Genomic DNA, 13,225 nt, shown 5'->3' with positions numbered 1-13,225 from the left:
CGTGGACGACGAGCTGCGAGACCAGGTCAAGCGCCTCACTGATCGCGCGGAGATCTACGAGTGCATGCAGCGCTACGCGCGGGGAATCGACCGGCAAGATCGCGCACTCCTTCGGTCGGCCTACCATGACGGCGCCGTGGACGACCACGTCGGATTCGTCGGCGAGGTCGACGATTTCATCGACTGGGCGCTCGCCTATCACGGCAGTCAGACGCGATACCAGCACTACCTGCTGAACCACACCGCCGACATCGACGGCGACGAAGCCCACGCCGAGACCTACTACCTGTTCATCGGGACCGACCGGGAGCCGGCGGACCACATGACCATCTCGGGCGGTCGCTATGTGGATCGTCTGGAGCGGCGCGACGGGCGTTGGGCGATCGTCGATCGCGTCTGTCTGGTGGAGTTCATCAACGAATCGCAATCGCTGCTCACCGAGGAAGCCCTTGCCATGGTCCCGGGGACGCGCACGCCCCGCCACGACGCGACGGACCCCTCATACGACCGGCCGCTATCGGCGTCGCGCGTGGCTGCCGACGTTGTTGACCAACTATCTGCTCAACCGTAAAGTCCGGCTTTGGTCGCAGATTCTAAGGGCCAAAGACGCTAAAGACAGAGAACCGTGGACTTTTCATACCCGGCGGAAGTGGAACAGTTCCGCATCGAGCTGCGCGACTGGCTGTCGGCGAACCTGACCGACGAGCTGGTGGCCGCCCGGCGGCCCGCCGGACGTGACGACGCCGCAATCGAGATGCTGCGCGCATGGAGCGCGACAATGGCCGACGCCGGCTGGGCCGCGGTCTCATGGCCTCGCGAGTACGGCGGCCGCAGCGCGACGGTTCTCGAGCAACTGGTCTACACCGAGGAAACCACCCGCGCTCGAGCCCCCATGCCGCTCAACGTCATTGGGCTGAACAACATCGCGCCGGCGATCATGCAATACGGAACCGAGCCCCAGAAGCTCACGCTGCTCCCCCGCATGATGCGCGCAGACGACATCTGGTGCCAGGGAATGTCGGAACCCGAAGCGGGGTCCGACCTCGCGGCACTGCGCACCCGCGCGGTGCGTGATGGTGACGACTTCGTCGTCAACGGGCAAAAGATCTGGACTTCGCTCGGGCATCGGGCGGACTGGTGCCAGCTGTACGTGCGCACCGATCCCGACGCACCCAAGCACAAGGGCATCTCGTGCCTGATCGTCGACATGACGCTGCCCGGCATCGAAGTTCGACCGCTGGTGACGCTCAACGGCGACGCCGACTTCGCCGAGGTGTTCTTTCACGATGTCCGGGTCCCGGCGGACGCGTTGCTCGGACCGCTGAATGCGGGCTGGCAGGTGGCCACCACCACACTCAGCCACGAGCGCGCCGGGGCGGCACGGCTGTACGCCGAAATGCAGGTGCGGCTGGAAGAACTGGTCGACGACATCGCCGCGTACACCGACGCGCTCGAAGACCCCGTGACGCTGCGCCGCCTCGGCGAAATCGCACTCCGCATCAAGTATCTCGAAGTGCTTTGCCAGCGGTCGATCTCGGCGACGCTGCACGGCGGTGACGCATTTGGCTCGGCCAGCCTCGCCAAGACGGTGTGGGGCGAGATCGGGCAGGACATGGCCGCCCTGGCATTTGACGTGCTGGGCACCCGCGGCGCCGATGCGCCGTGGGCGAACTACCGTCTGACGTCGCGCTCGCTGACCATCGCGGGCGGCACGAGCCAGATCAACAAGAACATCACCGCGCAGCGGGTACTCGGGTTGCCGCGCAAATGAACCTCGAACTCACCGACGAGCAGGTTGCGCTGCGCGACACCACCCGGCGCTTTCTGGCCGAAAAGGCCCCGATCTCGGATCACGTTCGTCCCCTGCTCGACGACCCGATCGGCACCAATGAACCGGTGTGGCTTGGCCTTGCCGATCTCGGGACCACAGGCCTGCTGGTACCGGAGGAAAACGGCGGTGCCGGCATGACGATGGTCGAGGCCGGCATCGTGGCCGAAGAGCTGGGCGCCGCCCTGCATCCGGGGCCGTGGTTGTCGACCGCGGTCGCCGCCACGCGGGCGTTGACGCGGCTCGGCGCGACCGATAATGCGGCAGGGCTGTTGAGCGGCATCGCCGATGGCACCACGGTCGCCACCATCTGCTTCCTGGACGCCGAAAACGCATTGGCACCCGCGAGCCGCCAGGGCTTGGATTCCGGCAGCGTCGTACTGCGGGGCGAGATCGCCGCGGTGCCCGACGCCGCCGCCGCGGACGTCCTATTGGCGCTCGCCGAGGATGACGACGGCCTCGGGCTTTTCGCGGTGCGTACCGACTCGGCGGGCGTTGCGGTCGCGCCCGAGCGTGGTATCGACCAGACCCGCAAGCAGTTCGGTATCAGGTTCGAAGCAACGCCCGCGCAACGGCTGGCCGCGGCGTCTTCGGAAAACGTCACGGCGGTGATTGACGACGTGCTGATCGCAACCGCCGCCGACGCTCTCGGCGCCGCGCGCGCAGTCATGGATCTCGCCATCGAATATGCCAAAACCAGAACGCAATTCGGTCAGCCGATCGGCTCGTTCCAGGCGGTCCAGCATCTGTGCGTTGACATGTTCGAGACCGTCGAGTTGGCGCGCAGCGGCGTGATCCACGCGCTGTGGGCGGCTGACAACGCCGACCCTGACGAGCGGCACCTGGCCGCGCTGCGGGCGAAGGCGTTCGCCGGGCGGCTGGCCACCGTGGGCGACACGGCCATCCAGGTGTTCGGCGGAATCGGCTACACCTGGGAGCACGACGCACACCTGTATCTCAAGCGCCTGCTGAGCTGGAGCGCGTTTCTCGGTGGTCCCGACAAGTACCTCACCGAAGTCGGTGCGCGCCTTGCCAAGAGAGGCAAACCGTGATGGACGTCGAGTATCTCCTCACCGCCACCCGCTCGGCGCGCAAGACGCTCGACCTGGATGTGCCGGTCGACATGGAAGACATTCGGGAGTGTCTGCGCATCGGCTTGCAGGCGGCCAACGGCTCCAATCAGCAGTCCTGGCGCTGGCTGGTGGTCACCGACCCGTCATTGCGCAACGAGATCGCCCAGCTGTACCGCGCGGCCTACCTGCTGCGGGTCGGTGGCCAGATGATCGCCGACTTCGTGCCGGCCGGAACGCCGGAAGGCCGGATCATGTCGTCGACGGAGTGGCTGGTCGAGAACATGGCCAAGGTGCCGCTGCTGGTAATCCCTTGCTATCAGCCCTACCTGCCGCGCATCGAGGGGGACGAATCGTTTCATCAGGCCACGCTGTACGGCTCGATCTTCCCTGCGGTCTGGAACTTTCAGCTGGCGCTGCACACCCGGGGGTACGGGACCTGCATCACCACCCTGCACCTGCATCGCGAGCAGGAGGTGCGGCGGCTGCTCGGGATTCCCGAAACCTACGTCCAGGGCTGTCTGCTCCCGGTCGGCCGGCTTCGTGCCGGGCACACGTTCCGGCCCGCCCGTCGGCGGCGCGTCGGCGAGGTGGTCGCGCGCGACCATTGGGACGGGCCCGCGCTCTAGAATGGACTCGATCACCGCTGCTACGCAGCGCATTCGTGGCGCCCGGTCTGATAGCCTCTAACAAAGATTTGGTTCGGCGAGAGGGACGAATGCGTATGCTTGCCAGTCCGCAGTCGTCCGGATGTGCGCGCCGCTGATCATGCCGAGAGCGGAGTCATTGCGAGCCGGCGCCCCAGCTGATTTGGGTACGCGCCGAACCGAAATCCTTACCACCGCGGCCTCGTTGATCGCACAGTCGGGATTACGGACCTCTTTGCAGGAGATCGCCGACGCGGCGGGCATCCTGCCCGGCAGCCTCTATCACCATTTCGAGTCCAAAGAGGCGATCCTCATCGAGTTGATCCGCCGCTATCAGGACGATCTGGATCGGATCGGTCAAGCCGCGCAAGCGAAGTTGGACAAAGCCGACCCCCGCCCGGTTCCCGAGCAGATTGTCGAGCTGGGCTCGGCGATCGCGGACTGCGCCGTGCGGCATCGAGCCGCACTGCAGATGTCGTTCTACGAGGGGCCGAGCACGGATCCGGAGTTGATGAAGCTGACGCAGCAGCGACCCCTGGCGATTCAGGCGGCGATGCTGCAAACGCTGCGCGCAGGCAGGTGGAGCGGCTACATCAAACCCGACATCGATCTGCCCACGTTGGCCGACCGCATCTGCCAGACCATGCTGCAGGTTGGCCTTGACGTCATGCGCCACAAATCCCCCGCCGACCAGGTGGCGGCGCTGCTCTGCCGAATCATGTTGCAGGGACTGGCAACCCGCCCGCCCACCGATTCGGCGCTCGACCGGTCCAAGGCCTTCGCTGCCGCCAGGGACGTCATCGAGACCTGGTCGGACGACAGCGACGCCGACCCCAGCGACAAAGCGGCCCACGTCCGTGCGGTGGCGCGAACGGAGTTCGGCCGCAAGGGCTACGAGGCCACCACCATCAGGGACATCGCTTCGGCGGCCGGCCTCGGCACCGGAACCGTCTATCGGGTGATCGGATCAAAGGACGAGCTTCTCGCGTCGATCATGGAATCTTTCGGCAGAAAGGTTGAGGCGGGCTGGGTCAGCGTGCTGCGCTCGGATGCCACGCCCATCGAGAAGCTGGACGCACTGAGCTGGGTCAACGTCAATGCGCTCGATCGGTTTTCCGACGAGTTCAGGATTCAGCTCGCCTGGATGCGTCAATCGCCGCCGGACACGCCCAACCCCGGCTGGTTGTATGCGACACGCCTTCGGCAGATGAAAACGCTTCTTTCCGAGGGCATCCGGTCGGGGGAGATCAGCGTTGACGGCGCGTCCACCGCGACGCTGGCACGATGCGTCATCGGCCTGCAGTGGATACCGGAGAACATCCTTGCCGAGGTGGGTAAACGCGCGGCGCTGGTGCACGTCCGTGACACGGTTTTGCGTGGTGTCGCGGTTCGCGCGGGGTAGGTGTTGAACCAAATAACTGTTACCCATACAGTTGGGCAATTAGAACCGGGTTGGCAGTGAGCGAGAAGGGGATTTCCATGACTATTGTCGATCGGTTGCGCTACGACGGCAAGCGGGCTCTCGTCGTTGGTGGCGCCACCGGCATGGGCGCAGCGGCGGCCAAGTCGGCGGCCGAGCTCGGCGCCGAAGTGATCGTGATGGACTACGCGCCGGTGAACTACGACGTCGCCAAGTCCATCCAGGTGGACCTGCGCGACCCCGCATCGATCGACTCGGCGCTCGAGCAGCTGGACGGTCCGATCCACGCCCTGTTCTCGGCCGCCGGCATCGCCGACGGAACCACCGACCTGATGGCGATCAACTTCATCGGCCACCGCCATCTCATCGACCGCCTCCTCGAGAAGAACCTGCTTCCCTCGGGCTCCGCGATCTGCTTCATCTCGTCGGTCGCAGGCATGGGTTGGGAGAATGACCTGGAGCTGCTGACAGAGTTCCTCGCCACGCCGGACTTCGCGTCGGCGCAAGAATGGGTCAAGGCGCACGAATCGGAAGGCATCATCCACTACGGCTTTTCCAAGAAGGTCGTCAACGCCTACGTCGCAACCCAGGGCTACCCGCTGTTGAAGAAGGGAATCCGGATCAACGCCATCTGCCCGGGCCCCACCGACACCCCGCTGGCCCAGGCCAACGCCGACCTCTGGCTCACCTTCGCGCAGGACTACCGCGAAGAGACCGGTTCGAAGGTGCACACCCCGGAGCAGATGGGTGACGTGATGGCGTTCCTCAACAGCGCCGCCGCCTTCGGCATCAGCGGGATCACGCTGCTGGTGGACTACGGGCACACGATGGCCTCGCTCACCAACGCCTATCCGCCGGGCAAGCCGATCATCGACATCATCATGGGGCGCGTCAAACTCTAGTGGCGATCGCGAGCGCGGCGTAGCCGGGCGAAGCGGGTCGCCACCATCAAACCCTGACGCCGGTAACGTCGGTGGCATGGCACGGATCATCGTCATCGGCGGCCACGGCAAGGTCGCGCTGCAGCTGGCCCGCATCCTGACCGAACGCGGCGACGAGGTGTGCTCGGTCTTCCGCAACCCCGACCACTCCGACGACGTCGCGGCCACCAGTGCCCAACCGGTGGTCGCCGACATCGAGCGGCTCGACACCGAGGCCCTGGCCGGCCTGCTGGCCGGGCACGACGCGGTGGTCTTCTCGGCGGGAGCGGGCGGCGGCAACCCGGCGCGCACCTACGCCGTCGACCGCGACGCCGCGATTCGGGTGATCGATGCCGCCGCGCGGGCCGGCGTCAAGCGGTTCGTGATGGTCTCCTACTTCGGCGCGGGACCCGATCACGGTGTACCGCAGGACGATTCGTTCTTTGCCTACGCGGAGGCGAAGGCGGCCGCCGACGCCCATCTGCGCGCGAGCGGTCTTGATTGGACCGTGCTGGGCCCGGGCCGCCTTACCCTCGAGCCGGCCACCGGCCACATCGCGCTGGGGCGGGGCAAAGGAGAAGTCTCCCGGGCCGACGTCGCGCTCGTGGTGGCCGCCGCGCTGGCGGACGACTCGACCGTCGGCCGAACGATCGACTTCAACAACGGCGAGACTCCCATCGCCGAAGTGCTGGCAAGCTGACCCGGAAGACCGGAGTAAACTCCGCTACGCAGCTGGTCTGCCGTCGCCGCACCACGCGACGCCGGCATCGAGCGAGGCATGTTAGTAACGCTTTGCGAGAGGGAACCCGGTGAGAGCCCGGGACTGTCCCGCAGCGGTATGCAGGAACGACCGCCGTCAACCAAGCACTGGTCTTAGCAAGAACCGAGACTGGGAAGCGACGGCCAATAGGAGCACCACCGGAGTGCGCGCCTGCGAGTCCGAAGACCTGCCAGCTGTGCCGGGCGCGCCGCGTCCGGCGGCTCATCGCCTCGTGGAATGGGCGTTTGGCTGAACGCGTTGCGGTTATGCGCAAGGTGCATACCGCGGCGGATCGGCTGCGCGTCCTCCGGCGGTGACCACCCCGCTGATGGATAGGACCAGACCGTGACCGCTCAACCATTTACCGCCACTGTTACCGGCTCCCCCCGAATCGGGCCGAAACGCGAACTCAAACGCGCCTCCGAGGGCTACTGGGCCGGACGAACCAGCCGATCGGAGCTGGAATCCGTTGCCGCCACGCTGCGCCGCGACACGTGGGCCGGCCTCGCCGCCGCCGGCCTGGACTCGGTTCCGGTGAACACCTTCTCCTACTACGACCAGATGCTGGATACGGCGGTGATGCTCGGCGCCCTGCCGGCCCGGGCAGCACAGGTCGCCGACGATCTGGACCGCTACTTCGCCGCCGCGCGCGGCAATCCCGACGTCGCGCCGCTGGAGATGACCAAGTGGTTCGACACGAACTATCACTACCTGGTTCCCGAGATCGAGCCCGCGACCAGGTTCTCACTCAACCCCGACAAGGTGCTTTCCGAACTGAAAGAGGCTCTTGGGCAAGGGATTCCGGCCCGCCCGGTCGTCATCGGGCCGATCACCTTCCTGCTGTTGAGCAAGGCGGTCAAGGGCTCGGGCGCTCCCATCGAGCGGCTCGAGGAGCTGGTGCCGATCTACTCGGAGCTGTTGTCCTTGCTCGCCGACAGTTCTTCTGGGGGCGCGCAGTGGGTGCAGTTCGACGAGCCGGCGCTGGTGACCGACATCTCCCCCGATGCCCCGGCCTTGGCCGAGGCCGTATACAACGCGCTGGGCAAGGTGAGCAATCGCCCCGCCATCTACGTCGCAACCTATTTCGGTGACCCCGGTGCCTCCCTGGCCGGGCTGGCCCGCACGCCGGTCGAGGCGATCGGCGTCGACCTGGTCTACGGCGCCGACACGGCAGTGGCGGGCATACCGGAGTTGTCCAGCAAGACGCTGGTGGCCGGCGTCGTCGACGGACGCAACGTCTGGCGCACCGACCTGGAGGCGGCGCTCGGCAAACTGACCACCCTGTTGGGTTCCGCTGCCACGGTGGCGGTTTCGACCTCGTGCTCCACGATGCACGTGCCGTACTCGCTGGAACCGGAAACCGATCTGGACGACGCGCTGCGCAGCTGGCTGGCGTTCGGGCAGGAGAAGGTCGCCGAGGTGGTCACGCTCGCGCGCGCACTGCGCGACGGACGCGATGCGGTCGCCGACGAGATCGCGGCGTCCAATGCCGCGGTGGCCTCCCGCAAGAGCGATCCGCGGCTGCACAACGATCGGGTGCGCGGCCGCATCGACTCGATCGTCGCGTCGGGCACCCACCGTGGTGACGCGGCGGGGCGCCGCGCCAGCCAGGACGAGCGGCTGCACCTGCCGCCGCTGCCGACGACCACCATCGGCTCCTACCCGCAGACCTCCGCGATCCGCAAGGCGCGCGCCGCGCTGCGGGCCGGCGAGATCGACCAGGCGGAGTACGAGAAGCGGATGAAGAAGGAGATCGCCGACGTCATCAAGCTGCAGGAGGAGCTGGGGCTCGACGTGCTGGTGCACGGCGAGCCCGAGCGCAACGACATGGTGCAGTACTTCGCCGAGCAGCTGGAGGGCTTCTTCGCGACGCAGAACGGCTGGGTGCAGTCGTACGGCAGCCGCTGCGTGCGGCCGCCGATCCTGTACGGCGACGTGATTCGCAACCACCCGATGACCGTCGAGTGGATCAAGTACGCGCAGTCGTTGACCGACAAGCCGGTGAAGGGCATGCTCACCGGTCCGGTCACGATCCTGGCCTGGTCGTTCGTCCGCGACGATCAGCCACTTGCCGACACCGCCAACCAGGTGGCGCTGGCCATCCGAGACGAAACCGTGGACCTGCAATCCGCCGGCATCGCCATCATCCAGGTCGACGAACCGGCGCTGCGGGAGCTGCTGCCGCTGCGTCGCGCCGATCAAGAGGACTACTTGCGTTGGGCCGTAGGGTCTTTCCGGCTGGCCACCTCCGGTGTCGCCGACTCCACGCAGATCCATACCCACCTGTGCTATTCGGAGTTCGGTGAGGTGATCGGGGCCATCGCCGACCTGGATGCCGATGTGACGTCCATCGAGGCGGCACGGTCACACATGGAGGTGTTGGACGACCTCAACTCGATCGGCTTCTCCAACAGCGTCGGCCCGGGCGTCTACGACATCCACTCCCCGAGGGTGCCGAGTACCGGCGAGATGGCCGAGTCGTTGCGCGCGGCGCTGAGAGCGGTTCCGGCGGAACGGCTCTGGGTCAATCCCGACTGCGGGCTGAAGACCCGCAACGCCGACGAGGTGACCGCGTCGCTGAGGAACATGGTCGCCGCGGCGCAGGAAGTGCGTTCGGGCGCTTAGCGTTCCGCGAGCGTAACCCCACTGCGATTTTTCGCGCGCTTATTTCGCAGTGTGGTTACGCTCGCGAACCTATTCCGAGTCGGACAGCACCTCGACGGGGACGTCGTCGGCCCACGGTTGCCGGGTGACCATGTCCGCGACCCGGACGATGCCGCGCTCGAACTCGCCCGTCGCCGCGTCCACCAGCCGATAGGCCTGGGTTTGCTTGTGGATTGGTTGCGCGTCGAGCAGGACGACTCGCACCTCGCCCGGCTCGAAGTGGCAGCGCTCCTGCAGCGCTGCGATCAGCTGCTCGTTGTGCATGTGGCCGTCGCCGAAGTTCCAGCCGATGGCGGTGCTGCAGATGCGCTCGCCGTCGGTGAGGACGTAGTCGTCCTCGTTCTGGCCCGCCATCGCGCGGTGCGCCAGCGTGAACAGCGCGCGGCCGTGAGTGTTGAACCCGCGGAACGCATATCCCATGTAGAGGGGGATTTGCGCGGCCTCCGGGCTGCCGTAGAACCGCTCCAGCTGAGCCTGCGGCATGCTCGCGATCGCCACGATGCCCCGGGTGATCTTGTCGGTGGCCGACGGCTTGATGCACCACAGTGTGGTGTCCCAGTTTCCGGCGTAGTACCGCATCCCGGGCAAAAACGAGATCTTGCGCGGAAACATGTTGCCCAGCACAACGATTCCCGCGATGACGACGAAAAATATCGCCACCACGACCGGGTGTCTCAGGTCGCGCAGCCCCAGGCGGGCGTGCGCGACGAACAACGACAGCACACCGAAGATCATGAAGACGTTCCACTCCAGCGGCACACCCATGGGAATCGACACGAGGATTCCCAGGTGGAAGCAGACCATCACGATGGCGGCCACCGTGATGGGCCAGCCGCTGTGGCAGAAGAACAACGGCAGCGGCACCAACATCTCGATGGCGGTGCTCAGGTGCGCCAGCCATCGCGACAGCCGCCCGGGCCGCAGATCGTCCGGGAACTTTTCGAAGAACTGCCGCTTCAACCATCGGGGCCGCACCAGCGGGTTGTTGGACATCATCGTGGAGATCACGAAGGGGAAGTGCTTGTTGAGCTTCGACGTCGCAGCGCCCATCCAGATGACCAGGAACACCACCTTCGACGCGACGATCACGTCCACCCCACCGAAGAGGAAAGTCACCGCCATCGTCGCATAAACCTCGCCCCGGGCGGCCAGGAAGATCACCTTGTCGCGCAGCCCGAGCACGCCGAGCAGTAGCAGGATGAGCACGATCTTCCAGGTGGGCAGCAATCCGACCGTCGTACCCAGCTCGGGTATCGGTCCGGTGCCGTCGGAGAACAGCGCGCTCAACGTCACCAGCAGGAACAGCGCGTACAGCGCGACGTCGATCGGCTTGCGCTTGGTGCCCTTGGTCAGCGGGACCCGGTCCGGCCACGGTGGCAGCCGGATGGTGCCGAACCGCATCCAGTACAGGATCGAGCCCATGGGCGGGAAGAACCGGTTGTTCAGCGGCCCGAAGCCGCAACCCAGCCCGACCACCTCGAACAGCATCGTGTAGAGCACGACCTTCTCGAACGCGATCGGCTCCGACCACCACGACGCGACGTGGGTGAACCCGCCGAGTCCCTTGGTGGCCGAGGCGAACAGCCACGCGCCAAGGATGTAGAGCAGGATTTTGACCACGTAGAACAGGTGCAACGCAACCGGCGTGCCGAAGCCCACCTCGGCCCAATGCTTGGCCATCGGGCGGATCTTCTCGCTACGGGTGCCCTTGTTCCACTCGGCCATGTCGAGCTGCGGCAGCTCGGGCTTCAGAAATCCCATGGTGGTCAGATTAGAACGTGTTCTAGGCGCGCGGGACTCAAGCCGGACAAGAACCCTTTGCCTGCGACTTCGCCGGCGGATAGCGTGAAGCCGGATCGGCGCGGCCCCTAGGAGGCGTCCACCATGAGCAAGCTTCGAATCCTGATATCGGCCGCGGCGCTGGCCACCGCAGCCACGGTCTCGCCAGTCGCCCGGGCCGATGCGCCCGCGCCGGGCGATGCCTGCACGGTGTTGCACGCGACCACCCAGGACGCCAACAACAGAACGATGTGGTGCAACCCCACGATGACCGGCGCCCACAACCTGGTGTGGCAGTACGGCGGGCCCGCGGACTAGCTAGCCGGCCAACCAGATTCCCGGCGCGATCACCGGCGCCCGCTCGAGCGCACGCGGATCAACGATCACATTGAGCGCGTCGAGGTCACCTGCGGGCAGATCCGCCAGCGCGTCGACGGTGGATAGAAACCTTTCCCGCTCAGCCGGTTCCACGACGTCGCCGGCGAGTTCGGTGAACTTCCGCAGGTACTGCGGGCCCCGGAACAGGCGCAGAAATCTGCGTGAACCCGCTCCTGCCGATGTCGCGATCGGTGTAGTTTGCTGCTGGGGCGGATCATAGGTTGAGGAGCCAGCCATGTCAGAGGTGGATTATTGCGTGGTCGGCGCGGGATTCGCGGGTCTGACGGCCGCCCTGCGGTTGAAGCAAGCGGGTCATTCCGTGGTCTTGCTGGAGGCGCGTGACCGGGTCGGTGGCCGCACCTTCACCGAGTACCGTCCCGACGGAACGTGGATCGATCGTGGCGGCGCGTGGATCGGCCCGGGCCAGGACCGGATCTACGCGATGATGGACGAGTTCGGTGTGGCCGAGTACAAGCAGCACAACGACGGCGACGCCATGATGATCGTCGACGGCAAAAAGCATCGCTACGGTGGCACCATCCCCTGGACGATGAGCCCGTGGGCTGTCGCCAACCTCGGCGTCGGTTTGCTGTCGATAGAGAAAATGGCCAAATCGCTTCCGCGCGAAGCGCCGTGGGACGCCAAACAGGCCGACGAGTGGGACCGCATCAGCGTGGGGGAATGGATCGAGCAGAACACCATGTCCAAGGCGGCCCGCGAAATGCTGGACATGGCGCTGGCCGGCACCTACACCTCGGCGGGGTCGGAGACGTCGCTGCTGTGGTGTCTCTCGCAGATGGGGTCCGGCGGGGGTCCCACCTTCGTCATCTCCGGCAAGGGCGGCGCCCAGGATGCCCGGCCCGTCGGGGGGATGGGTGCCATCTACGGCCGCATCAAAACCGAACTGGGCGACGCGGTGCACCTTTCGCAACCGGTCCGGCAGGTCGCCCAAGACGCCGACGGTGTGACGGTGACTGCGGCCGACCTGACCGTGCGCGCCCGACGGGTCATCGTGGCGATCCCGCTGGCGGTCGCGTCCTCGATCGTCTACGAGCCGATGCTTCCGGTGGACCGGGCTCTTCTGCACCAGCGCATGCCGAGCGGTGCGGTCATCAAGACGTCGATCATCTACGACGAGCCGTTCTGGCGCGTCGACGGGCTGTCCGGTCAGTCGGCCGCACCGGGATCCCCGGCCACCCTGACCATCGACGCCTGCACGGACACCGGCGACCCCGGAGTCATGTGCGTCATCACCGAAGGGCCCGCCGCGCGTCGGCTGACGAAGCTCAACGAGGCCGAGCGGAAAGCGGCGATCGTCGGTGAACTGGTCGACCGATTCGGCGAGAAGGCGAGAACGCCGCAGGAATACCACGAGCAGAACTGGACCATCGAGCGCTACTCCGGCGGCGGGATGATCAGCCACGCCCCGACCGGCGTGCTGACCGAATTCGGGTACACCCTGCGCCCGCCCTGCGGCCGCATCCACTGGGCCGGGACCGAAAGCTCGGCCGTCATGTGCGGGTGGATCGACGGCGCCATCCGCTCCGGCGAGCGCGCCGCGGCCGAAGTCCGGGAAGCCGAGACCGCCGCGGTCGCCTGATCAAACCACTTGCGCCACTTTGGTTTCAGTGGTGTCGACGCGGCTTTTCTTGTCAGTGGGTCGGCATAGCATTCGAACATGCGTACTGCTTATCTGCTTAAGTGGACTTACGCTGGTCGGTGTGGATTTTGCTGGTGTGAGTCCGGTTGGCGGGATGGA

General features: G+C 66.2%; 12 protein-coding genes and 1 riboswitch. Of the genes, 10 read left to right on the top strand and 2 right to left on the bottom strand.

Annotated elements, in window-relative coordinates; genetic code table 11:
- Position 1: 1 nt before the first annotated feature.
- From AWC17_RS06040 to metE, 8 genes are all read left to right on the top strand, one after another.
- Positions 2–571, top strand: coding sequence for a nuclear transport factor 2 family protein (locus tag AWC17_RS06040; RefSeq protein ID WP_046182160.1), 570 nt, complete (start codon positions 2–4; stop codon positions 569–571).
- 54 nt (positions 572–625) lie between these two features.
- Positions 626–1,771 (top strand): acyl-CoA dehydrogenase family protein, encoded by a 1,146-nt coding sequence (locus AWC17_RS06035; protein ID WP_046182161.1) that lies wholly within the window; start codon positions 626–628, stop codon positions 1,769–1,771.
- On the top strand, positions 1,768–2,880 hold the full coding sequence (locus tag AWC17_RS06030; RefSeq protein WP_046182162.1) for an acyl-CoA dehydrogenase family protein: 1,113 nt from the start codon (positions 1,768–1,770) through the stop codon (positions 2,878–2,880). The genes AWC17_RS06035 and AWC17_RS06030 overlap by 4 nt, the downstream gene beginning before the upstream one ends.
- Positions 2,880–3,527, top strand: coding sequence for a nitroreductase family protein (locus tag AWC17_RS06025; RefSeq protein WP_046182163.1), 648 nt, complete (start codon positions 2,880–2,882; stop codon positions 3,525–3,527). Before AWC17_RS06030 ends, AWC17_RS06025 begins: the two co-directional genes overlap by 1 nt.
- Before the next feature lie 139 nt (positions 3,528–3,666).
- A complete protein-coding gene (locus AWC17_RS06020) occupies positions 3,667–4,947 on the top strand; it encodes a TetR/AcrR family transcriptional regulator (RefSeq protein WP_046182172.1) in 1,281 nt (426 codons plus the stop codon).
- A 77-nt stretch (positions 4,948–5,024) separates the two neighbouring features.
- Positions 5,025–5,867, top strand: coding sequence for an SDR family oxidoreductase (locus AWC17_RS06015; protein WP_046182173.1), 843 nt, complete (start codon positions 5,025–5,027; stop codon positions 5,865–5,867).
- A 76-nt stretch (positions 5,868–5,943) separates the two neighbouring features.
- Complete coding sequence (locus tag AWC17_RS06010) at positions 5,944–6,585, top strand: SDR family oxidoreductase (RefSeq protein ID WP_046182164.1); 642 nt, start codon at positions 5,944–5,946, stop codon at positions 6,583–6,585.
- Between the two features lie 66 nt (positions 6,586–6,651).
- A riboswitch (cobalamin riboswitch) is annotated at positions 6,652–6,854 on the top strand.
- Between the two features lie 136 nt (positions 6,855–6,990).
- The gene (metE, locus tag AWC17_RS06005) at positions 6,991–9,270 is read left to right on the top strand and encodes a 5-methyltetrahydropteroyltriglutamate--homocysteine S-methyltransferase (RefSeq protein ID WP_046182165.1); all 2,280 of its coding nucleotides are present in this window, start codon (positions 6,991–6,993) and stop codon (positions 9,268–9,270) included.
- Between the two features lie 69 nt (positions 9,271–9,339).
- On the opposite strand, the gene AWC17_RS06000 is transcribed toward metE, so the two are convergent.
- Complete coding sequence (locus AWC17_RS06000) at positions 9,340–11,070, bottom strand: DUF3556 domain-containing protein (protein ID WP_046182166.1); 1,731 nt, start codon at positions 11,068–11,070, stop codon at positions 9,340–9,342.
- A gap of 123 nt (positions 11,071–11,193) precedes the next feature.
- Between AWC17_RS06000 and AWC17_RS05995 the strand changes: the two genes are divergently transcribed.
- Positions 11,194–11,406, top strand: a complete 213-nt coding sequence (locus AWC17_RS05995; protein ID WP_046182167.1) for a hypothetical protein — start codon at positions 11,194–11,196, stop codon at positions 11,404–11,406.
- On the opposite strand, the gene AWC17_RS05990 is transcribed toward AWC17_RS05995, so the two are convergent.
- The gene (locus AWC17_RS05990) at positions 11,407–11,703 is read right to left on the bottom strand and encodes a hypothetical protein (protein ID WP_046182168.1); all 297 of its coding nucleotides are present in this window, start codon (positions 11,701–11,703) and stop codon (positions 11,407–11,409) included.
- On the opposite strand from AWC17_RS05990, the gene AWC17_RS05985 reads away from it, so the two are divergent.
- Positions 11,702–13,066 (top strand): flavin monoamine oxidase family protein, encoded by a 1,365-nt coding sequence (locus AWC17_RS05985; RefSeq protein ID WP_046182169.1) that lies wholly within the window; start codon positions 11,702–11,704, stop codon positions 13,064–13,066. The two genes, AWC17_RS05990 and AWC17_RS05985, sit on opposite strands and share 2 nt — an antisense overlap.
- The last annotated feature ends 159 nt before the right edge of the window (positions 13,067–13,225 follow it).

It is taken from the genome of Mycobacterium nebraskense, assembly GCF_002102255.1.
Classification (GTDB): Bacteria; Actinomycetota; Actinomycetes; order Mycobacteriales; family Mycobacteriaceae; genus Mycobacterium; species Mycobacterium nebraskense.
This window is presented reverse-complemented; position numbering and strand designations above follow the sequence as displayed.